At 67.1% G+C, this 21637-nt stretch carries 20 protein-coding genes and 1 pseudogene; 9 read left to right on the top strand and 12 right to left on the bottom strand.

Annotated elements, in window-relative coordinates; translation table 11 throughout:
* Positions 1 to 47 precede the first annotated feature (47 nt).
* From AB3347_RS06635 to AB3347_RS06655, 5 genes are all read right to left on the bottom strand, one after another.
* The gene (locus AB3347_RS06635) at positions 48 to 1013 is read right to left on the bottom strand and encodes a DUF4214 domain-containing protein (protein WP_369090986.1); all 966 of its coding nucleotides are present in this window, start codon (positions 1011 to 1013) and stop codon (positions 48 to 50) included.
* Positions 1010 to 3607, bottom strand: coding sequence for a DUF4214 domain-containing protein (locus AB3347_RS06640; protein ID WP_369090987.1), 2598 nt, complete (start codon positions 3605 to 3607; stop codon positions 1010 to 1012). Before AB3347_RS06640 ends, AB3347_RS06635 begins: the two co-directional genes overlap by 4 nt.
* Positions 3608 to 3613: 6 nt before the next feature.
* On the bottom strand, positions 3614 to 4966 hold the full coding sequence (locus AB3347_RS06645; protein ID WP_369090988.1) for a DUF1501 domain-containing protein: 1353 nt from the start codon (positions 4964 to 4966) through the stop codon (positions 3614 to 3616).
* Positions 4966 to 6609, bottom strand: coding sequence for a DUF1800 family protein (locus tag AB3347_RS06650; protein WP_369090989.1), 1644 nt, complete (start codon positions 6607 to 6609; stop codon positions 4966 to 4968). The genes AB3347_RS06645 and AB3347_RS06650 overlap by 1 nt, the downstream gene beginning before the upstream one ends.
* Positions 6610 to 6713: 104 nt before the next feature.
* Complete coding sequence (locus AB3347_RS06655) at positions 6714 to 7394, bottom strand: glutathione S-transferase (RefSeq protein WP_369090990.1); 681 nt, start codon at positions 7392 to 7394, stop codon at positions 6714 to 6716.
* 85 nt (positions 7395 to 7479) lie between these two features.
* Between AB3347_RS06655 and AB3347_RS06660 the strand changes: the two are divergent.
* Both AB3347_RS06660 and AB3347_RS06665 read left to right on the top strand, forming a co-directional pair.
* Positions 7480 to 8369 (top strand): annotated as a pseudogene (locus AB3347_RS06660) (DUF72 domain-containing protein).
* Positions 8370 to 8410: 41 nt separating this feature from the next.
* Complete coding sequence (locus AB3347_RS06665) at positions 8411 to 8785, top strand: hypothetical protein (protein WP_369090991.1); 375 nt, start codon at positions 8411 to 8413, stop codon at positions 8783 to 8785.
* 29 nt (positions 8786 to 8814) lie between these two features.
* Here AB3347_RS06665 and AB3347_RS06670 read toward each other — a convergent pair whose 3' ends face one another.
* From AB3347_RS06670 to AB3347_RS06680, 3 genes are read right to left on the bottom strand one after another with little or no spacing between them, the layout of a single operon-like run.
* Positions 8815 to 9081 (bottom strand): DUF6587 family protein, encoded by a 267-nt coding sequence (locus AB3347_RS06670; RefSeq protein WP_369090992.1) that lies wholly within the window; start codon positions 9079 to 9081, stop codon positions 8815 to 8817.
* 2 nt (positions 9082 to 9083) lie between these two features.
* Positions 9084 to 10964, bottom strand: coding sequence for a ferrous iron transporter B (locus tag AB3347_RS06675; RefSeq protein ID WP_369090993.1), 1881 nt, complete (start codon positions 10962 to 10964; stop codon positions 9084 to 9086).
* A 4-nt stretch (positions 10965 to 10968) separates the two neighbouring features.
* Positions 10969 to 11226, bottom strand: a complete 258-nt coding sequence (locus AB3347_RS06680) for a ferrous iron transport protein A (RefSeq protein WP_369090994.1) — start codon at positions 11224 to 11226, stop codon at positions 10969 to 10971.
* A gap of 246 nt (positions 11227 to 11472) precedes the next feature.
* Between AB3347_RS06680 and AB3347_RS06685 the strand changes: the two genes are divergently transcribed.
* Both AB3347_RS06685 and bfr read left to right on the top strand, forming a co-directional pair.
* Entirely contained in the window at positions 11473 to 11682 is a 210-nt protein-coding gene (locus AB3347_RS06685; protein WP_369090995.1) for a bacterioferritin-associated ferredoxin, read from the top strand.
* 107 nt (positions 11683 to 11789) lie between these two features.
* Positions 11790 to 12260, top strand: a complete 471-nt coding sequence (bfr, locus tag AB3347_RS06690) for a bacterioferritin (protein WP_369090996.1) — start codon at positions 11790 to 11792, stop codon at positions 12258 to 12260.
* A 113-nt stretch (positions 12261 to 12373) separates the two neighbouring features.
* Here the strand turns inward: bfr and AB3347_RS06695 are convergent, their stop codons facing one another.
* Together AB3347_RS06695 and AB3347_RS06700 are read right to left on the bottom strand one after the other, a co-directional pair.
* On the bottom strand, positions 12374 to 13303 hold the full coding sequence (locus AB3347_RS06695; RefSeq protein ID WP_369090997.1) for a PfkB family carbohydrate kinase: 930 nt from the start codon (positions 13301 to 13303) through the stop codon (positions 12374 to 12376).
* A gap of 17 nt (positions 13304 to 13320) precedes the next feature.
* On the bottom strand, positions 13321 to 13935 hold the full coding sequence (locus tag AB3347_RS06700; protein WP_369090998.1) for a glutathione S-transferase: 615 nt from the start codon (positions 13933 to 13935) through the stop codon (positions 13321 to 13323).
* 157 nt (positions 13936 to 14092) lie between these two features.
* Between AB3347_RS06700 and purB the strand changes: the two genes are divergently transcribed.
* Positions 14093 to 15472, top strand: coding sequence for an adenylosuccinate lyase (gene purB / locus AB3347_RS06705; RefSeq protein WP_369090999.1), 1380 nt, complete (start codon positions 14093 to 14095; stop codon positions 15470 to 15472).
* A gap of 45 nt (positions 15473 to 15517) precedes the next feature.
* Here purB and AB3347_RS06710 read toward each other — a convergent pair whose 3' ends face one another.
* Positions 15518 to 17509 (bottom strand): TonB-dependent receptor plug domain-containing protein, encoded by a 1992-nt coding sequence (locus AB3347_RS06710; protein ID WP_369091000.1) that lies wholly within the window; start codon positions 17507 to 17509, stop codon positions 15518 to 15520.
* Between the two features lie 218 nt (positions 17510 to 17727).
* Between AB3347_RS06710 and AB3347_RS06715 the strand changes: the two genes are divergently transcribed.
* Genes AB3347_RS06715 through AB3347_RS06725 form a run of 3 tightly spaced genes read left to right on the top strand, consistent with a single transcriptional unit; the run spans position 17728 to position 19439 of the window.
* Positions 17728 to 18276 carry a cytochrome b gene (locus AB3347_RS06715; protein WP_369091001.1) on the top strand — a complete coding sequence of 183 codons (549 nt, stop codon included), beginning with the start codon at positions 17728 to 17730 and terminating at the stop codon, positions 18274 to 18276.
* The gene (locus AB3347_RS06720; RefSeq protein ID WP_369091002.1) at positions 18273 to 18824 is read left to right on the top strand and encodes a YceI family protein; all 552 of its coding nucleotides are present in this window, start codon (positions 18273 to 18275) and stop codon (positions 18822 to 18824) included. The genes AB3347_RS06715 and AB3347_RS06720 overlap by 4 nt, the downstream gene beginning before the upstream one ends.
* A gap of 39 nt (positions 18825 to 18863) precedes the next feature.
* A complete protein-coding gene (locus tag AB3347_RS06725) occupies positions 18864 to 19439 on the top strand; it encodes a YceI family protein (protein ID WP_369091003.1) in 576 nt (191 codons plus the stop codon).
* A 73-nt stretch (positions 19440 to 19512) separates the two neighbouring features.
* Here AB3347_RS06725 and AB3347_RS06730 read toward each other — a convergent pair whose 3' ends face one another.
* Positions 19513 to 21030 (bottom strand): hypothetical protein, encoded by a 1518-nt coding sequence (locus AB3347_RS06730; RefSeq protein ID WP_369091004.1) that lies wholly within the window; start codon positions 21028 to 21030, stop codon positions 19513 to 19515.
* Between the two features lie 284 nt (positions 21031 to 21314).
* On the opposite strand from AB3347_RS06730, the gene AB3347_RS06735 reads away from it, so the two are divergent.
* Entirely contained in the window at positions 21315 to 21584 is a 270-nt protein-coding gene (locus tag AB3347_RS06735; RefSeq protein ID WP_020656446.1) for a GlsB/YeaQ/YmgE family stress response membrane protein, read from the top strand.
* Positions 21585 to 21637 lie beyond the last annotated feature (53 nt).

Genomic DNA, 21637 nt, shown 5'->3' on the forward strand with positions numbered 1-21637 from the left:
CGTCGCCATGATAAACCGGGCGGCGTGTGCAGCAAAGCATGACCGGTTTACCGGGCGCCGTCCTGCACTTCCCCCTCATACCAGGCGCGCACCACCGCGCGCTCGGCCTGCGTCATATTGGTCTGGTTCCCGTAAGGCATGAACTGGGTCTGGACCACGTTGACGTAGATGCGGTAGGCGTCGGCGCGGATCTGCTCCGGCGTATCGAAACGGATGCCGCGCGGGGCGGTGTTGAAGCCGCGCATGGTCGGCGTCACCGAATGGCAGGCGACGCAGCGCGCACGCACGATCGCCTGCACCTTGGGGAAGGCCGGCGAGGCCGCCACCGCCGCCAGCGCCTCGTCGACCAGCACGGCCACGTCGCCATCCAGGGTGGTGGCGCTGACCTTGGCCAGCACCTGGCGCAGCGCGGCCGCGGCGCCCTCGCCGTTGTAGGCGGCAATCCGCTCCGGCGTGTCGAGCGCGGCGGTAAAGGCGCTTGCGAGCGCGGCCTTGCGCGCGAACACCGCCTGGTCGGCGACGGCCGCGCCGGCCAGCAGCGCCACCGGCACCTGGCCGCGCGTCAGCGCGCCGCTGGCCAGCGCGCCGGACCAGAAGGCCAGGCCGCCCGGATCGGGCGCGCGGTTGAACAGGTTGCGGTACATGGCCGTGACCGCCGCTGCGTCGTCGCCGGACAGCAGGGCAAGGGCTTCCGGGCTGCCGGCCAGGCTGTCGAGCACCTGGCGCCAGCCGGGCTCGCTGCCGTAGCGTGCGGACAGGACGCCCATGTCCGCCGGCAGCCCCGCCTGGCGGCCGGCGCCGGCGAAGAAGGCCAGGCCGGCCGGGTCGGCGGCGCGGCCAAGGTAGGCCAGATAGAGCTGCTGGGCGATGCGCTCGTGGTCGACCTGCGCCAGCGCCAGCGCGCTCGCGGTCCGCGACGGCGGCGCGGCGTCTTCCACGTCCGCGCCGCCGCAGCCGGCCAGCAGCACGCACGCCGCCAGCACGGCCTTGCGGCCGGTATTCCAGGACCTCATGCGCCGAACGGGGTGTAGTCGATCCCGCCCTCGATCGCGCCGATCACCTGGGCGCGGTTCTCCGCGCTCTCGGCGAACTGCGCCAGCAGTTCCGAACGCGAGAATCCGAGCTTGATGGCATTGACCCAGAAGTCGTAGCCCGCCTGTTCCGGCGCGCGGTGCAGCACGTTGTTGTACAGCTTGGAGACGAATTCCTCGGCCGTCGGGTTGGCGCCGTACAGCTTGATCGCCTCGCTGGACTCCAGGAAGCCGCGCGCCACCGCTTCCAGCGTGACCCCATTGTCCATGTTGAACATCCAGAAGCTCAGGCCCGGAATGTCGGGCTTGCGGTCGAAGGCGGCCTGGTACACGCGGTAGGTCTGGCCGGCGGCGCCGTCGATGTCGAGGGCGACCGCGCTGCCGTCGCCGAACAGCACGCGCTCGACACCCACCAGGTGGTCGGCGCCCGCGGCCTTGGTCGCGATGGCGCTGCCGTCCTCGTTACGCGTGAACTTGACGCTGGCGCGCAAGCCGTCGTAGCGCACGATGTCGAAGCCGGCGCCGGCGTCGATGTGGTCGGAGCCGGGGCCGCCCGCGATGCGGTCGTTGCCGGCGCCGGCCGACACGGTGTCGTCGCCGGCCGTGCCGGCCAGGTTGTCGGCGCCGCCGGTGCCGCCGACGTTGGCCGACAGCTGGCGCACCGCGATGAAGCCGGTGTAGTCGTTGCTGCCCTTGCTGTCGGTGACGGTATAGGTGAAGCGGTCTTCCGCCGCGTAGCCGCGCTGTGGCGTGTAGACGTACTCGCCGCCGGCCGACAGGGTCAGGCTGCCGTGCGCCGGACCGCTCTTGACCTTGTAGGTGACGGCGGCGCCGTCACTCGACGCCGGCAGCAGGCCCGAGGTCGAGGCGTTCTGGTCGACGTCGATGGTGGCGTCGGCCGCCAGCCCGGCCGCGCCGAAGCTGATGGTGCTGTCGGCAAAGCGCAGCTTCTCGATGTTGAGCAGGGTGTCGAAGCCGCCGCTGCCGTCGCGCGCGGTGACGAACAGCTTGCCGAAGCCGGTGCTGATCAGGTAGTCGGCGCGCTTGCCTTCGAAGACCGCGGTGTCGATGCCGTCGCCGCCGTCGAGCCAATCGTTGCCCAGGCCGCCGCGCAGGCTGTTGTCGCGGCTGTTGCCGATCAGGACATCGTCGTACTGCGAGCCGACCACCGACTCGATCCAGGTGCCCGGGGTGATGCCCAGGTTGTCGAGCGCCACTGCGCCGCCCCTGGTCAGGCCCACGCTCGACAGGCTGCCCGGCGTCAGGTCGATCGAGACGCCGATGCGCGAGGCGGAGGCATCGATGGTGTCGCTGCCGCTGTCGTCGGTGATGCTGGTTTGCGCTTCGAAGTGCGCGGCGCCGAGCTTGTAGACCGTGTCGCCGGCGCCCGCGGCGCGGCTGCCGTACAGGTAGCGCAAGGCGGCAATGTCGAGCGCGCCCCAGGTCGACGGGTACAGGCCGTCCGGGCTGGCGCCGTGCGCCATCACCGAATAGCTGGTGACGTCGTCCTGCTCGCGCCACTGGGCGGTCCAGGCGTCGCCCGCATCGACATTGCGCGGGTGGCGCAGGCCGAGCGCATGGCCGATCTCGTGCAGCAGGGCGGCATAGCCTTCCGAACCGAGTGCGAGGTCGGCGAGCGAGTCGGTGTCCATCCAGACCTGGCCGGCATTCGGCTGCCCCGGCATCGCAGCCACGCCCTTGGTCGCAGCCTGGGCGCTGGCGCCGAACAGCAGCTTGGCGTCGCCGGCGGCGACTTCGCGGAACGCCAGTCCGGTGAGTTTCGACGCGCTGTCGAGGATGGCGCGCACGGCCGCCTTCTGCGCCTCGGTGAAGGCGGCGAAGCCGGTCGCGCCCGGGCCGCTGGCCGGGGCCGCGGTGGCGAAGCCGAAGCTCAGCTCGACGGCGCTGCCGAGCGGCTGGGTGGCGTTCCAGCGGTTGGCATTGGCGCCGACCAGGCCTTCGCGCGCCATCTGTTCCGGCACGATGTAGTCGGCGACCATGACCCGGTCTTCCGAACCGCTGACCACGAACCGTTCGACGTTGCTGAACGCGAGTTTGAATTCAGGCCTGCCGCTCCAGGTAGCCGTGCCGCTGCGGCCATCGATCGACACCGTGAACGTGTAGTCCGCCAGCGTGACGCTACGGCCGCCGTTCTGGTCGCGGAAGTCCGGCAGGATGACCAGGTCGTCGCCCGCGCGGCCGTCGACCACGGTATTACCGCCACCCACGAAGAACTCGTTGTCCAGGCTGCTGCCGTACAGCTTGGTATCGCCCCAGCTGCCGCTGACGCGCTGGACGCCGATCAGGGTGTCGCGGGTGCCGTAGCCATCCTCGGCCCAGCCGCCTTCGAGATCGACCACGACGGCGCCCGGGCTGTCCCAGTACGCCGCGATCAGTGTGCGCCACCAGTCGCTGCTTACCAGCTGTTCGATCCGGTCGTTGCCGGCGCCGCCAATGATATTACCGTTGTAGACCCGGAAGCTGTCGTTGCCGCCCTTGCCGAAGTAGTTATTCCACTCGTCCTGGACCGTGTTATGGACGAACTGGTCGTCGCCATCGGTAAGATTGATGTCCATGGCTTCTTATGCGTGCAGCAGGTTGATGGTTTTCTGGCCGAAGTTGGCCAGGTTCGGGAACACCTTGTCCAGTTCGGTCGACGGCAGGCCGAGCCACTGCATCAGGGTCGCACCCACCTGGTCGGTAGAGATGGTCGGGACGAAGCGTCCGCCTCCGTTTGGGTCGGAGTCGTCCGGCCCGCCCAGGGTCAGGCTGGGCAGGGTGCCGACCACCTGGCCGCCGCGCACCGGGCCACCCATCGCGAACCAGTGGTTGCCCCAGGCGTGGTCGCTGCCGCCGCCCGAGGCCTGGCGCAGCGTACGCCCGAAGTCGCTCATGGTCAGCGAGACCACGTTCTGGTCCAGGCCTGCGGCCTGGTTGGCCGCGTCGAAGGCGCTCATGGCGCGCGCCAGCGTCGCCAGCTGCGCGTCCTGGCTGGTGGCGGCGGTACCGCGCTGGGCGGCGTGGGTGTCGAACTGGCCCCACTGGACCAGGAACACCTGGCGCTTGAAGCCGCGCTGCTTGAACACCGGCAGCAGCGACGCCAGCTTGCGCAGAGCGCGCGACAGGTCGTCGCCGCCGAAGTCGCCGGCCGGGTCCTTGGCCGCCAGCGCGGCCTGGGTGAACAGGGTCGATTCGGTCACGGCGCGGCCGAAGGTGCGCGCGTACTCGGCTTCGTACTGGTTGGCGAACTGCCAGCGCGCCATCCGGTTCAGGGCCTGGGCCGGCGCGGTCTGGGGTTGCGCCAGGTCGGCCTGGCCCCAGTAGCGCGAATCCCACGGGCTGAGGAAGGATACCGGGGAATTGCGGCCCAGGACCAGGGTGCGGTCGGTGTTCATGGTCACCGCGCTGGCCTGGCTGCGCAGCGCGGTCGGCAGCAGCTCGAGCGCGCGGCCGGCCCAGCCGCTGGTGTCGCTGTCGCCCAGCCAGCCCTGCTGCCACATCACCTGGTCGCTGTGCGACAGCAGGAAGGAGGGCACGGCGACGGCGCGCTCGATCACCTGGCGCGCGGTGGCCGGCGCCACCAGCGGGCCGGCGTTCGAGATCCAGGCCAGGCGGCCGCTGTTGTACAGCGGCGCGAGCGAGGCCAGCGCCGGATGCATACCGTAGCTGTGGCCGCCGCTGGTACCGGCCAGCGGCGCCAGCACGCTCTTGGCGATCGCCAGTTCCGGGCGGGCGCCGGCATAGTCGTTGTACGCGCCATCAAGCGGCACGAGGCTGTTCAGGCCATCGTTGCCGCCGTTGAGGAACACGACCACCAGGGCGCGGTAGTCGTCGCCGGCCGCGTGGGCCGGGCCGGATTCGAGCAGGCTCGATGCGCCGAGCAGGCTGACCACCGGCGCGGCGCCGGCGAAACGGAGAAAGTGGCGGCGGTCCATCAGCGGATCACTCCATAGTAAGGGGTCGCCAGTGCGTACTGCAGCAGGCTGATTGCTTTCTGGTCGGGGGTATTGCCCCAGGTGGTCGGCGCCAGCTCGATCAGGTTCTGGCGCAGCGTGGCCGGCATCGCGCCGCGGAAGTAGCGTTCGTTGACCAGGTCGGCGAAGGCGGCCGGCGAGTTGCTGTAGGCGCGGCCGAAGGCGCCGGCGTCGCAGGCCGCGCCGGCGCGCTTGACGCCTTCCGGGACGAAGCTGGCGAGGCGCCAGGACAGGTCTTCGGCGGTCAGGAGGCGCTGCTCCGGCGCCAGCAGGTTGCTGCCGGGGGCGCGGTCGGTCGGCATGTAGAAGCTGAACACGCTGGCCGGGTCGAACGGACGCTGGGCCGGGACCATCAGGCCGTTGTTGTTCTCCCACTGCAGCGGGTCCTTGCAGCCGAGACCGCGCAGCAGGCCGGTATACCACAGCACCGGTTCGCGCATCTTCCCGAACTGCACCGTGTCGGCGCCGGGCTGGTCGCCGCGGCGCGCTTCCGGATCGAGCAGGATGGCCTTCATGACCGCCTTCATGTCCCCGGCCACGCCCTGGCCGTTGTTGCGGAACACGGTCGCGACGCGTGCGATGTAGGCCGGGCTCGGGTCGCTGGTGACGTGGTGCTGGATCAGGCGCAGGCTGACGAAAGGCGCGATGTTCTGGTGCGACATCAGGAGCGAGACAATGGTCTCGAGTTCCTGGCCTGCTTCGACGCCGGCCGGGAAGGAGCGGCCCAGCACCAGCTTGGCGCCGCGGTCGTGGGCCGCGCGCCAGGTGTCCGGCACCAGCGGCTTGTCGTGGCGGCGGAAATCGGTACGGTCGAAGTCGCCGTCGATGCGCCAGCCGGTCAGGGCGCGCGCCAGCTCTTCGACGTCCTTCTGGCTGTAGGTCTCGACCGGCTTGCCGGCGGCGTCGCGCTGCAGCGTGCCGTCGATGTTCAGCTTGGCCACGCCCAGCGTGAACAGCTGCATCAGTTCGCGCGCATAGTTCTCGTTCGGCGAGCACCACTTGCACTCGTCGCTGGTCGGGCGGTTCTGGAGGTTGTCCAGGTAGAAGCCCATGGTCGGGTTGGTCGTCACCGCGCGGATCAGGTCCCCGTAGTTGGAGAACGCGTGCTGCTGCAGGAAGTTGGACCAGGCCAGCGAGCCATAGGGCTCGATCTTGTTCATCGCAGTCACGATGAACTGCGACAGCGACCAGGAGACGCGGCGGCGCAGCTGGTCCGGCGCCGTCAACAGCGAGGTGTAGAGTTGCCCGGTGGCGTAGCGGTAGGCCTTGTCGGACAGCGCCGGGATCTGGCTGTCGTAGTTGACGATCGGGCTGGTGTCGATCCTGGACACCGGCATCGCGTACTGCGCGTCGATCCAGCGCTCGAAGCCCTTGGCCTGGATGTCGGCGACCAGTTCCGGCGTGGCGCCGAAGCTGACCTGGTCGGCGAAGCGCGCGGCGGCGTAGCGGGTGACCGGGCTGCTGGCAACCGGCTTGACCTGGCCGGCCGAAGCGCTGAAATGCTCAGCCGGCTGGTCGGCATCGCGGCTGCATCCGGCGGCCAGCAAGAGGACGGCAGGTAGCAGCCAGGCCCGCTTGCGGGAAAGGCGTGAAATGCTTGGCATGGGAACTCCAGCGTGATCGAAGCACCCATTTTATTGCGAACCTGAATTATGCAACAACCATCAAGTTAAAAAATCATGAACACTTGTAGTTAATAAGATACCGCTCATGCATAGTCGTACTTGCCGCCGCGCTCCAGCGCACGCCCGTAGGCCGGGCGCGCATGGATCCGCTGCAGGAAGGCCGCCAGCTTCGGATACTGGCTGCCGAGTCCCCCGCGCGAGGCCGCCGCTTCCAGCGCAAAGCTCATCTGGATGTCGGCGGCGCTGAATTCCTCGCCGGCGAACCAGGCCGACTTGCCCAGCTCGGCCTCGAGGAAGTCGAGCTGGCTGCGGATGTTCGGCATGATGAAGCCGTCCTTGACCTTGCGGGCGATGGCGCGCGCGATCGGCCTGGCAAAGAAGGGCATCGGGCCGTTCTCGACCTTGTCGAACACCAGCTTCATCAGCAGCGGCGGCATGGCCGAGCCTTCGGCGAAATGCAGGAAGTAGGTGTAGCGCAGGCGCTCCGGGCTGCCGGCGGGCGGCACCAGGCGCCCGTTGCCGTAGCGGCCGGTGAGGTATTCGACGATCGCGCCGGATTCGGCCACGACGACGGTGTCGCCGCTGCCGTCGTCGCTGATCACGGGCGACTTGCCGAGCGGGTGCACCGCCTTCAGTTCCGGCGGCGCCAGCATGGTCTTGGGGTCGCGCTGGTACTTCCTGATCTCGTAGTCGAGCCCGAGCTCTTCGAGCAGCCACAGGATGCGCTGCGAGCGCGAATTGTTCAGGTGATGGACGACGATCATTGGCACGGTTTCCGGAAGCTTCGACAAGCCGCCAGCTTAGCATGGCGTGCGCCTGCCCATGGACGAGCCGGTATATCTTCGGGGCATGCATGGATCGGTCTACATCGGCATTTCCGGCTGGCGCTACGTGCCGTGGCGCGGCGTGTTCTATCCGAAGGGGCTGGCCCAGCACCGCGAGCTCGAATACGCGGCCAGCCAGCTGCCCAGCATCGAGATCAACGGCTCCTTCTATTCGCTGCAGCGGCCCGAGAGCTACGCGGCATGGTACGCGGCGACGCCGCCCGGCTTCGTGTTCGCGGTCAAGGGCAACCGTTTTCTCACCCACATGCTCAAGCTGAAGGACATCGACGGCCCGCTGGCCAACGTGCTGGCCTCGGGCGTGTTCGCATTGCGCGACAAGCTCGTGCCCTTCCTGTGGCAGTTCCCGCCGGTGGTGAAATTCGAGCCGCAGCGCTTCGAGCACTTCCTGTCGCTGCTGCCCCGGGATACCGATGCCGCGCTCGAACTGGCGCGCCAGTACCAGCCGCGCATGGAAGGCCGGGTGTCGCTCGCTGCCGGCCCAGGCGGCCGCTGCGCCACGCGGTGGAGATCCGCCACGAGAGCTTCATGGACCCCGCCTTCATCGCCATGCTGCGCCGCTACAACGTGGCGCTGGTGGTGGCCGACACCGCCGGCCGCTGGCCGCTGTGCGAGGACCTGACCGCGGACTTCGTCTACATCCGCCTGCATGGCGACAAGGAGCTGTATGCGAGCGGCTACGAAGACGCTGCGATCGCGGCCTGGGCCGCGCGCATCCACGCCTGGCGCAGCGGCGGCCAGCCGGAGAACGCGCGCCTGGTCTCGGACCAGGCGCCGCCGCAGCGCAAGGCGCGCGACGTCTACTGCTACTTCGACAACGACATCAAGGTGCATGCGCCCTACGATGCGCGGCGCCTGATCGCGGCGCTGGATGCGATCGCGGCGCAGCCGGGCTAGAATGGTCGTCCACCCACGCAGTGTTTGACCAGGAGGCTATTATGAAATTGCTTCGCGTCAGTACCGCTGTCCTCGCCCTGCTGTTTTCCACCACCGCCCTTGCCGCCGACAGCGCCCCCTTGAAGGTCGCCAACGGCATGCTCGTCGATCATGCCGGCATGACGGTCTACACCTATGACAAGGACACGCCGAATAGCGGCAAGAGCGCCTGCGTCGCCACCTGCGCCAAGAACTGGCCGCCGGTGCTGGCCAAGGGCAGCCCGCCCGCGCCCTACTCCGTGGTCACGCGCGAGGATGGCAGCAAGCAGCTGGCGCACGACGGCAAGCCACTGTACACCTTTGTGAAGGACAAGAAAGCGGGGGATAAGGCCGGCGACGGCGTCGGCGGCGCCTGGCACATCGTCCCAGGCAAGTAAGCAAGCAAGTGAGCAAGCAAGGGCGGCGCTCAGCGCCCTTGTTCGTGGATCTTGATGACCTTGCCGCTGCCCTTGCCGGGCGGCGGCGCGGGCGCGGCCGGCCCGCAGGTGTTGCAGCTGTTGCAGCCGCTGCCGCAACTGGCCGAGGTGTCCAGCCATTTCACGAGTGCCGACTGCTTGCCGCCCTTCGACAGGCGGTGCACGATGGCGCGGCGCCAGCTGTCCGGCAGGTACTTCGCGCCGGCGTAGAGCACGGCCAGCGCGACGATGATTCCGGCTACCAGCTCCTGCCACATGCTCAGCCCCCCGTGAAGTACAGCGTGACGCGATAGACGATGAAGGACGCCACGTAGGCCAGGCCGAACATGTAGCCGGCCATGATCCAGGCGTAGCGGCGGCTGCCGGTTTCGCGCGCCACGGTGGCCAGCGTCGGCAGGCAGTGCGGCGCATAGACGTACCAGGTGAGCAGCGACAGGCCGGTGGCCAGCGACCACGATTGCGCGATCAGCGGCGCCAGCGTCTTGCCGACTTCGTCGCCGCCCGACAGCGCATACACCTGGCCGAGGGCGCCGACCGCCACTTCGCGCGCGGCCATCCCCGGCACCAGGGCGATCGCGATCTCCCAGCCGAAGCCGATCGGGGCCAGGATGACTTCGAGGGCGCGGCCGATCATGCCGGCCACGCTGTAGTACACCGGCGGATGGATCGCGCCTTCCGGGGCGCCCGGGAAGCTCGACAGCACCCACAGCAGCACCATCATGGTGAGGATCAGGGTACCGACCCGCTTCAGGAAGATCTTGGCGCGCTCCCACAGGCCCATGGCCAGGGCGCGCAGCTGCGGCAGGTGGTAGGCCGGCAGTTCCATCATGAGGGCGTGCTGCTTGTAGTCGCTGCGGCGCTTCATGAACCAGGCCACCGCCATCGCGCTCAGGATGCCGGCCATGTACAGCACGAACAGCACCAGGCCCTGCAGGTTCATCAGGCCGGCCACCTCGCGGCTCGGGATGAAGGCGGCGATGAGCAAGGCATACACCGGCAGGCGCGCCGAGCAGGTCATGAGCGGCGCGATCATGATCGTCACCAGGCGGTCGCGCGGATTCTGGATGGTGCGCGCCGCCATGATGCCGGGGATCGCGCAGGCGAAGGACGACAGCAGCGGCAGGAAGGCGCGGCCCGACAGGCCCACGCTGCCCATGATGCGATCGAGCAGGAAGGCGGCGCGCGGCAGGTAGCCGACGTCTTCCAGCAGCAGGATGAAGAAGAACAGGATCAGGATCTGCGGCAGGAACACCAGCACGCTGCCGACGCCGGCGATGATGCCGTCGACGATGAGGCTGTGCAGCACGCCTTCGCCCAGCAGCAGGCCGACCTGTTCGCCCAGGGCGCCGACGCCCGCCTCGATCAGGTCCATGGGCGTGCCGGCCCAGCTGAACACGGCCTGGAAGATCAGGAACATCAAGGCCGCCAGGATGACCGGGCCGAGCACCGGGTGCAGCACCACGTTGTCGATCTTTTCGGTCAGGTTGCCGCGGTCGCCGCTGGTGGAAACGGCGAGATCGAGGATGCGGCGCACTTCGCGCTGGGTTTCCTCGACCGGCACCGCGTCGATCGCCGACAGCGGATTGGCCTGCACCTTCGTATCGAAAGCCATGCGGTCCAGCTCGGCCACCAGGCCTTGTTCGCCGCCGGCATGGATGGCGACGGTCTCGACCACCGGCATGCCCAGCGCCGCCGACAGCCTGGCGGTATCGATGGTGATGCCGCGCTTCTTCGCGACGTCGACCATGTTCAATACCAGCACCATCGGCAGGCCGAGGCGCTGGAGCTCGAGCACCATGCGCAGGTTCAGGCGCAGGTTGGTGGCGTTCACCACGCACAGGATGGCGTCGGGCGCCGATTCGCCGGCGCGCAGGCCGGCCACCACGTCGCGCGTGATGGCTTCGTCCGGCGTCTGGGCGCTCAGGCTGTAGGCGCCCGGCAGGTCGAGCACGCGGAACGCGCGGCCCTGGGGCGAGGTGAAGCTGCCCTCCTTGCGTTCGATGGTCACCCCGGCATAGTTCGCGACCTTCTGGCGCGAGCCGGTCAGGCGATTGAAGAGCGCGGTCTTGCCGCAGTTGGGATTGCCGAGCAGTGCGACCAGGGGCGTGCGCGACGCCACCTGTTGTTCCATGACACCCATTCGCTTATTCCGGCTTGATCGACACGAGCGCCGCTTCGAAGCGGCGCAGTGCGAAGGTGGACTCGCCCACCTTGACCGCCAGCGGGCCGCCCAGCACGCGCTTGAGCACGCGGATGCGCTCGCCCGGCACGAAGCCGAGTTCCATCAGGCGGCGCTGCACGTCGCCGGCGCCCTGCTGTCCCGTCGGCGCAAGGTGGATCACGGTGGCGCTCTGACCGGGCTGGAGGGCGTCGAGCGTGGTGAGGGAAGGAGCAAGGGTCATGGTCGCGTCCGGGTAGATAAGCAACTGGGTCAGATCGGCGCCAGACTAGGTGTAGCGCTGATGAGACAGATACGTGCATGATAAACCTAAATGCGAATTATTTCTATTTGCGCTTTGATCACAGACTTAAGAAAGAGCACATCCGCACAAAATTCCTGTTGCAAACGTCGCGAATTTTCCGCAGAATAGAACACGAATGAGATTGATTCTCATTTAAGTGATGAAAACGGCAAGGGAATCGAAACGATGATCGTCTGTGTCTGCAACAACATCTCCGACCGCGAAATCCGCCAGGCGGTCGACCTCGGCATCTCCTCGGTGGCCGAGCTGCACCGCGAACTGGGCGTGGGCACGATGTGCGGCAAATGCGTCAGCTATGCGCGCGAAGTGCTGAACGAACACCTCGACAGCAAGACCGTCGTCACCGAACTGCACCGGACGCCGCAGGCGGCCTGAGCGCGGTCCGTTTTCCCCTTCCACCCCGGCTACACCGGGGTGCGCACTTCCCCTGCGCCGTCCCGGGTTTGCTATGATGTTGACATTCACATCAGCGAAAGCAATCCATGAAGGGCGATCCCAACATCATCCGGCTGCTCAACGCGCAGCTGACCAACGAGCTCACCGCGATCAACCAGTACTTCCTGCATGCGCGGATGTACCGCCACTGGGGCTTCGGCAAGCTGGCCAAGAAGGAATACGACGAATCGATCGGCGAGATGAAGCATGCCGACAAGCTGATCGACCGCATCCTGATGCTCGACGGCCTGCCGAACCTGCAGGCGCTGCACAAGCTGCTCATCGGTGAATCGACCCAGGAAATGCTGGAATGCGACCTCAAGCTCGAGCGCGCGGCCCAGGTGACGGTCAAGGAAGGCATCGCGGCGGCGGAAGCGGCGGCGGACTACGTGACCCGCGACCTGTTCCTGATGATCCTCGAGGATACCGAAGAGCACATCGAGTGGCTGGAGACCCAGCTCGACCTGATCGTGAAGGTGGGCATCCAGAACTACCTGCAGAGCCAGATCGGCGAGTAAGGCTGTTCATCGTGACATTGGATCCCCGCCTGCGCGGGGATGAGGGCTTCGGGGCTACCAGCCTTTGACACGTCGTTCCCGCGAAGGCGGGAAGCCGGTCTGCCGGCAAACAGCTAGCGCCACTTCCGCATCCACTGGTCATAAAACCCCAGGTCGCGCGGAACCGCGCCCGAAATCGCGCAGATCGCGCCGGCAAATTCGTTGGCCCGCGCCAGCGACACATCCAGCGGCCAGCCGCGCATCTTCCCCAGCAGGAAAATCGCCGAGAAGGCATCCCCCGCCCCCACCGTGTCGATCACGAAAGGCGGCGCGGGATTGTCGCGGCTCAGGATCACGCCGCCGTCCACGCCGAAGTACACCGAGCCGCGGTGCCCCAGCGTGACGATCAGCGCATCGAGCGAGAACATCTGCAGCAGCGCCTGGCAGGAGGCGCGCACTTCTTCGGCCGCCAGCGCGGGATCGTCCGGCTTGATCTGGAAGTACCAGCTGAACAGCGCCTGCAATTCTTCTTCGTTGACCTTGGCGATGTTCGCTTCCTGCAGCGAGCGCGTGACGATGCGCTCTTCGACCTGGCCCTCGCGCAGGTTCAGGTCGAGGTAGCGCAGCGCCGGTGTGGCGCCGAGCAGCGCCATCAGGGTGGTGCGCGAGCGCTCGTGGCGCTGGGCCAGGGTGCCGAAATAGAAGATGCCCGGCTGCGCGCCCATTGCCTCCAGCGCGGCCTGCGCCTGGGCGCGGTCGATGAAATCGTAGGCCTGGTTCGGCAGGATCGTGAAGCGGTGTCCGCGCGCGCTGCGCTCGACCAGCACGCGGCCGGTCTCTTCGATGGCGTCGACCTGCAGGCCGGCCTCGCTCATCGCGAAGCGTTCGAATTCGGCGCGCACCGCCAGGCCCGGCTTGTCCTTGCCGATGCGCGTGAGCATCAGTTGCGGCGCCATGAAGGCGGCCAGGTGGCGCGCCACGTTGAAGGGCGCGCCGCCGACCACCTGCTCGGTGCTGAAATCGTCGACCAGCGCCTCGCCGAATACGAGCGTGGGGGCTGCCATGGCGTGGGCCGGGGCGCTCACGCGGCGGGCGGCGCGGTGTCGCGGAACGACGGGCGCTCGGCGAGCTTGTCGGCCAGGCGCGCCAGGTTCGGGTAGTCGCCGCGCCAGTCGATGGCGGGGAAGCGGAAGGCGAGCCAGCCCAGGGTGCAACCCACGGCGACGTCGGCCAGCGTGTAGTGGATGCCCATGCAGTAGCTTGCATCGCCCAGCCTGGCGGACATCTCGCGCAGGCCGGCCTCCACCTTGCTCATCTGGCGCTCGATCCACTTGGCGTTCTGCTGTTCGGGCGGACGTTCGCGCCGCTCGAGGAACACCAGGATGGCGGCATCGAGCACGCCGTCGGCCAGCGCTTCCCAGACCTTGACCTCGGTACGCTCGCGCCCGTTCGGCGGCAGCAGCTTGCAGACCGGGGAGATGGTGTCGAGGTATTCGGCGATCACGCGCGAGTCGTACAGGGTGCTGCCGTCTTCCATGACGAGGCAGGGGACCTTGCCCAGCGGGTTGACCTGCTGGATGGTGGTCTCCGCGGCCCAGACGTTTTCCTGCTCAAAGCTGAAATCAAGCTTCTTGTCCGCCATGACGACACGGACTTTGCGCACATAGGGACTGGTGAGGGAACCGATGAGTTTCATACATGCCCGAATAAGAAGATTGGATGCCAGTATAGCATCGCCATTTCGGCGCCCGTCTGCGCAGGAATGGCTTACCGCTCGGGCCGCGCGACGGCGCGCGCAAGGCCGGCCGCCCCTCCCGGTGGTAAAATCCGCGTTTTTGCACGGACCGTTCGCCATGACCTCTACCGTCTCTTCCCCTACCCTGTCGGCCCTGTCTCCGCTGGATGGCCGCTACGCGTCGAAAACCGACAAGCTGCGCCCGATCCTGTCCGAAGCGGGCTTCATGCACCACCGCGTGAAAGTGGAAATCGCCTGGCTGCAGGCCCTGTCGCAGGCCGGCTTCCCGGAGATCAAGCCGTTTTCGAGCGAAGCGAACGCCCACCTCGAGCGCATGGCCGCGAATTTCGGCGAGCCGGAAGCGGCGCGCATCAAGGAGATCGAGGCGGTCACCAACCACGACGTCAAGGCCGTGGAATACTGGCTCAAGGAGCAGGTGAAGGACGTGCCGGAACTGGTCGCGGCGAGCGAGTTCATCCACTTCGGCTGCACCTCGGAAGACATCAACAACACCTCGCACGGCATGATGCTGAAAGCCGCGCGCGACGGCGTGCTGCTGCCGGCGCTGCAGAACATCGTCGCCAAGCTGACCGAGATCGCGCACGTCAATGCCGATCTGCCGATGCTGTCGCGCACCCACGGCCAGACCGCCAGCCCGACCACCCTGGGCAAGGAATTCGCCAACGTGGTGGCGCGCCTGCAGCGCGCGGTCAAGCGCATCGCCGACGTCGAGATCCTCGGCAAGATGAACGGCGCGGTCGGCAACTACAACGCGCACCTGTCGGCCTACCCGGGCTTCGACTGGCCGGCGTTCTCGAAAGAGGTCATCGAGCAGCGCCTCGGCCTGGTGTTCAACCCCTACACCATCCAGATCGAACCGCACGACTACATGGCCGAGATGTTCGACGCCATCGCGCGCGCCAACACCATCCTGCTCGACCTGAACCGCGACATCTGGACCTATGTCTCGCTGGGCTACTTCAAGCAGAAGCTGCGCGCCGGCGAAATCGGCTCGTCGACCATGCCGCACAAGGTCAACCCGATCGACTTCGAGAACTCGGAAGGCAACCTGGGCCTGGCCAACGCGGTGCTGCGCCACATGGCCGAGAAGCTGCCGGTCTCGCGCATGCAGCGCGACCTGACCGATTCGACCGTGCTGCGCAACATCGGCGTCGGCTTCGGCTACGCGCTGCTGGCCTACGACAGCTGCCTGCGCGGCCTGAACAAGCTGGAAGTGAATGCAGCGCGCCTGGAAGCGGACCTGGACGCGAGCTGGGAAGTGCTGGCCGAGCCGGTGCAGACCGTGATGCGCCGCTACGGCATCGAGAACCCGTACGAGCAGCTCAAGGAACTCACCCGCGGCAAGGGCATCACCCGCGAGGCGCTGCAGGAGTTCATCGGCAAGCTGGCCATTCCGCAGGAAGCCAAGGACCTGCTGATGCAGATGACGCCGGCGAACTACACCGGCCTGGCTGCCGAGCTGGCGAAAGCCATCTGATTTCGCAGGGTGGTCGGCTTCGCCGACCACCCTGCGAAACCCTCTTCAATACTCCCACATCAGCTTCACTCCCAGGCGGCGCTCGATCTCGGCGCGGTACACGACCGTGCCGTATTCCCCATGCCCGCCGGTGAGATTCTCGCCGGTCACCGACAGCTCCAGCCCCGGGCGCATGCGCCAGCCGAAACGCGCGTCCAGCGCCGTGTAGGAAGGCACGTCCGGGAAGGACTTGCCCGCCACCTTGCGCAGCGTGAACTCGACGTCGCGCCGGTCGTCGATGCCGTAGACCGAACGCAGCTGGAAGGTATGCGCGGGGTCGCGCGCGGCCACGCGGGTGGCATTGATGTCGCTACTTCCCGGTTTCAGGCGCAGCTTCTGGTGCATGGCGGTCCAGCCGGCCGACAGGCGCCAGCGCTCGGCCGCCTGCCAGCTGCCCCAGGCTTCGATGCCGCTCGCGCGCCCTTCCATCAGGCTGTCGAAGGTGATGAAGCCGGCCGGATTGGTCTCGGTGGTGCGCAGGTAGTCGTAGTCGTGGTGGAACAGCGTCACCGAATACGAGAGCGGTGCCACCGGATTGCCGCGGTAGCCCAGCTCGAACACCTGCGCCACTTCGCCGCGCACCCGCGCGCCGCCGCGCAGCAGGAAGGGCGCGCGACCCGGCAGGTAGGTGTCGACGTCGAGGCGCGAAGGCGCACGCACGGTGCGCGATGCCGCCGCCCACAGCGCGTGCTGGGGCGACAGGCGCCAGGACAGGCGCGCGCTCGGCAACCACTCGGTGCCGGTGTATTCGTTGTATTCGAAGCGGCTGCCCAGGGTCAGGTACCAGTCCTGGCCCAGCTCGACCTCGTCCTGCGCGAACAGGCTGGCCCACTGCTGGGTGGTGCGGGCCGGCAGGAAGGCGACGGTCGCGCTGTTGTCCACGCGATCGCGGCTGCTGCGGTAGTTCGCGCCCCACACGATGCGATGCGCGCCGGCCGGCCCGTCGATCGGCGCCAGGGTGTGCTGGAACTGCAGGTCGGTGGTATACAGGCGCTCGCCGAACAACGGCTCGGTGCGGCGCAGCGTGTGGTCGAAGTAGGCCTGCGCCATCATGCTGGCGCCGCCGTCCAGCGCATGCTCCCAGCGCGCGGTCAGGTTGACGCCGTCCGATCGCACCCGGCCCAGGGTGGCCGGCACGCCGGGCGCGGCGATCTCGCCCGGCGCCGGCTGGTCGAAGCGGCCGCGGTAGGCATTGCCGATCAGGCTGAAACCGTCGGCGCCGCGTTGCCAGTCGGCGCGTGCGCCGACCAGGGTGCGGCGGTAGGCGTCATTGACCGGTGCGCCGCTGGCCAGCTCGCTGTCCTCGCGGTAGGTGGTCTTGCCGAAGGCGCGCCAGGCGATGCCGTTGGCGCTGGTGCCGCCGTGGCGGAAGCTGGCGGTGGCGCCGTCGCTCGCCGCCTGCAGCACGGCCAGGCTGCCTTGCGTGTCGCGCGCCGAACGGGTGGTGATGTTGATGACGCCGTTGACCGCGTTCAGGCCCCACAGCACGCCGCCCGGGCCGCTGATCACCTCGATGCGCTCGACGTCTTCGAGCAGCACTTCCTGGGCATCCCAGAACACGCCGGAGAACAGCGGGGTGTAGACCGAACGGCCGTCGATCAGCACCAGCAGCTTGTTCGAATAGCTGTTGCCGCTCTGGTTCAGGCCGCGCGCACTGATCGAATAACTGTAGCCGTTCACGCGCGCCACGTGCAGGTTTGGCGCCATCCGCAAGGCTTCCGGCAGGGTGGCGGCGCCGGAACGGCGGATGTCGTCGGTGGTGATGACGAAGACGGCCGCGGCGGCATCCTGCAGTCGCTCGGGGCGCTTGGAAACCGACATCACCGGGATGTTGGCCAGTTCTTCGATCGACAGGTCGGCCAGCTGGTCGGACTGGGTGGGTTGGGCATCGCGCTCGATGGCAAGTGCCGGCATGGCCAGCGGCAAGGTGAGGCAGGCGACGGCCAAGGGTTTGAGCAGGAAGGCGGGCGGGTGCGGCATGGTGTGATGTGTGATCATATTTTGCACACTGGCATTAAATAGTTTCGCCAGTCATTTCTGCTAAACATTCTGTTGAGACGATTTTACATTCCGCCGCCCTCTGCTGTGCAGTTTTTGCAATCCGTGCTAGTGTACCCAGCGAAAAATATCGCTTGGCAGCAGCATGGAATAAAGACTGGTATAGTGATTCCCGAAGCTTAGTCCTAACAAGTACAACTTTCCAAAAAATAATCTTTATGCGCCGTTATACCATCCTGGCCATCGTGCTGCACTGGCTGATTGCGCTGCTGATCATCGGGACCTTCACGCTCGGCCTGGTCATGACCGACATCCCCGGTATCACGCCAACCAAGCTGAAATACTTCAACTGGCACAAGTGGGCCGGCGTCACCGTGCTGCTGCTGGCCGCCCTGCGCCTGCTGTGGCGCCTGTTCCGTCATCCGCCCGCCTATGCCGACACGATGCCGGCCTGGCAGCGCGGCGCGGCCCATGGCCTGCACTGGCTGCTGTATATCCTGATGTTCGCGGTGCCCCTGTCCGGCTACTTCTACAGCCTGGCCACCGGCTATCCGATCGTCTGGTTCGGCGTGCTCGAACTGCCGGTGCTGATGGGACCCGATCCGGCGCTGAAGGTGGTGCTGAAGGATGTCCACTACTGGCTCAACATGCTGCTGGCGCTGCTCGTCGGCCTGCACGTGGCGGCCGCGTTCAAGCACCTGCTCGTGGACCGCGACGGCGTGATGGCGCGCATGCTGCCTTTCTCTACCCGTAAGGAGTTCTCATGAAGACAATCAAGGGCCTGTTGCTGGCCTCCGCGCTGGCCAGTGCCGTCGCCGGCGCCGCCGCGCTGAAGACCGACCCGGCGAAAAGCAGCGTCACGGCCACGTTCAAGCAGATGGGCGTGCCGGTCGAGGCGAAGTTCAAGCAGTTCAGCGCGCAGATCGACTACGACGCCGCCAAGCCGGCCGCATCCAAAGCCACGGTCGAGATCCAGACCGCCAGCTTCGACCTGGGCGACCCCGAGTACAACAAAGAGGTCACCAAGAAGGAGTGGTTCAACGCCGCCCAGTTCCCGAAGGCGAGCTTCGTCTCCACCGCGATTGCCCCGGCCGGCGCCGGCAAGCTGGACGTTACCGGCAAGCTGACCATCAAGGGCCGCAGCGCCGACGTGCGCTTCCCGCTGAGCGTGAAGAGCGAAGGCGGCAAACAGGTATTCGAAGGACGGCTGCCGATCAAGCGGCTGGCCTTCAACATCGGCGAAGGCGAGTGGAAGGACACCAGCATGGTTGCCGACGAAGTCGTCATCAAATTCCGCGTCACCGCGGCGCAGTAAGCACAGCAGCATCTACGTCAACTTCAGCAAGGATCGTTCATGAAAATCAAGCACCTGATCGCGGCCCTGGCCGCTTCGAGCACCCTCGGCGCCGGCCTCGCCTTCGCGGCCGACACCTACAAGATCGAGCCGAACCACACCTTCCCGAGCTTCGAAGCCGACCACATGGGCATCTCGGTCTGGCGCGGCAAGTTCAACAAGACCGACGGCACCGTGACCCTCGACCGCGCGAAGAAAACCGGCACCCTCGACATCACCGTCTACATCGACAGCATCGACTTCGGCCACGACAAGATGAACGCGCACGCCAAGTCGCCGGACATCTTCGACGCCGCCCAATTCCCGACCGCGACCTTCAAGTCGAAGGCGATCAAGTTCACCGGCGACGTCCCGACCTCGGCCGAAGGCGAACTGACCCTGCACGGCGTGACCAAGCCGCTGACCCTGGCCATCAACAAGTTCAAGTGCATCGACCACCCGATGCTTAAGCGCGAAGTGTGCGGCGCCGACGTGACCGGCAACTTCCAGCGCAGCGACTTCGGCATCAACTACGGCCTGCCGAAGTTCTCGCCGGAAGTGAAGCTGGCGATCCAGGTGGAAGCGGTCAAGCAGTAATCGCCGCCACCAAAGAAAAAGCCTCGGTCCGCAAGGAACGGAGGCTTTTTTTACGTCGGGACGACGCTGGTGCTTAGCGGCCGTCGCGGTCGGCGTCGCCCGGGATGGCGCGTTCGACCTTGTGCCATGCGGCGCGCGAGGCGTGCTTGGCCTGCTCCCAGCTCAGGCGCGAAGTGCCCTTGGTGCGTTCCCACTCGCTCGCCAGCTCGTTCTCGTGCATGTCGTAGCCACCCGGGTAGCGGCCTGCCGAGTTGTAGCCCAGCGCGTAGGCCGGAGCGTAATCGTCGTAGGTGTAGCCCGGGGTGTAGTACGGCTGGGTCTGGTAAGCGCTGCGCCAGTGGGCGTCTTCCGCCTGCGGGTTGACCATCTTGGCCACGCCCTTGCCGGCCATGCCGCCGACCGCTGCGCCGATGCCGGCGCCGGCCACTGCGCCCACCGGGCCGCCGACCGCGCCGCCCAGCACCGCACCGCCGACTGCCGCGCCGCCGGCTGCGCCGACACCGGTACCCAGGTGGTGGTCACGCAGTTCGTCGCCCGGTTTCGGGTTCACGACTTCGCCCGTGCCCTTGCCGGCTGCACCGCCGGCCAGGCCGCCGATCACGGCGCCCGCGGCGGTGCCGATCGGGCCTGCCACCGAACCGGCTGCCGCGCCCACTGCCGCGCCGCCGGCGCCGCCGACGCCTTGCGCCAGGTTATGGTCGTTCAGGTCGTCGGTCGCTTTCGGGTTCACCACTTCGCCCGCGCCGCGGCCGGCTGCGCCGCCCGCCAGGCCGCCGACCACTGCACCGGCAGCCATGCCGATCGGGCCTGCCGCCGCGCCGGCCATCGCGCCCACGGCCGCGCCGCTGCCGGCGCCGACGCCCTTGGCCAGGTAGTGTTCCGACAGGTCGTCGCCCGCTTTCGGGTTCACGACTTCGCCCACGCCCTTGCCGGCCATGCCGCCGGTGAGGGCGCCGATGGCGGCGCCCGCCACGGTGCCGACCGGGCCGGCTGCCGAACCGATGGCGGCGCCTGCCGCCGCACCGCCCAGGGCGCCGACGCCGGTACCGATGATGTGGGTGCCGCCGCTGTCGGTCCACGATTGTTCGATGTGGCGCGCATCTTCGTCCGAACGGGCATGCACGCCCATCACGATGCCGCCCTGCTTGATGCCTTCTTCGTAGTGCACGGCGCGTTCTTCCGGAATGCCGGCGCCGATCAGTGCGCCGATCAGGCCGCCGGTGATGCCGCCGGCGCCTGCGCCGGCCAGGGCTGCCGCCAGCGGACCGGCGACGACCACGCCCAGGCCCGGCAGCACCAGGGTGGTGCCGACGGCGGCGATGCCGGCCAGCACGGCGCCGATGGTGCCGCCGATGCCGGCGCCGATGCCGGCGCCTTCGGCGGCCTTGCTGCCCAGTTCAGTGTCGGTGTCGTGGAAGTGGGTCTTGCGGGTGGTGTCCGACATCATCAGGTTGACGTCGTCCTTGCCGTAGCCACGGGTCGAGATCGAGGAATAGGCACGCTCTGCGCTGGCACGGTCAGGGAACAGGCCGGTAACCATGCGGGAATTCTGGGTGCTGCTCTGGTTGTTATTCGAATCGTAGCTGCTCATGGCGCATCCTTTCAAAGGTTCAGGTACTAGGGACTGCAATCGGTATTCGGTATTGCAAGTGTTGAAACCTTATGCCCGGCACCGGACCTCTTCTGTTCGCTGACGCACCCTACCCGGTTCTTTTTACTCAACCGTACGGCGCGGAAGAACGGGCTTGCAGATTCGCCGTCTAACGTTCGTTGCCGCACCGACCTGAAGGGGACTGGTCTCTAGACTTTTCTCCATGGCCACGGCAATTCAATCGGCCTGGGGGTATGTTTTCTTACACTTGAAGGAGGTACACCATGTTATTCATCATTTGGATCGTTGTCGGTGGCATTCTGGGCTGGCTCGCCAGCATGGTCATGAAAACCGACGCAGAGCAAGGCATGATTCTCAATGTCGTTGTTGGTATCGTCGGCGCCTTCCTGGGCGGCTGGCTGCTGTCGCCGCTGTTCGGCTCGGGCACCATCAATTCGGACGACTTCAGCGTTTCGTCGCTGCTGGTCTCGTTCCTGGGTGCTGTCATCCTGCTGGCGATCGTGAACCTGCTGCGTCGCGGCCGCGTCCGTTAATCGGCGGGAGTGAGTAGCCCTTTTTAAAAACCAACGCCTCGTGCGTTGGTTTT

It is taken from the genome of Massilia sp. X63, assembly GCF_041023745.1.
Taxonomy (GTDB): domain Bacteria; phylum Pseudomonadota; class Gammaproteobacteria; order Burkholderiales; family Burkholderiaceae_D; genus Telluria.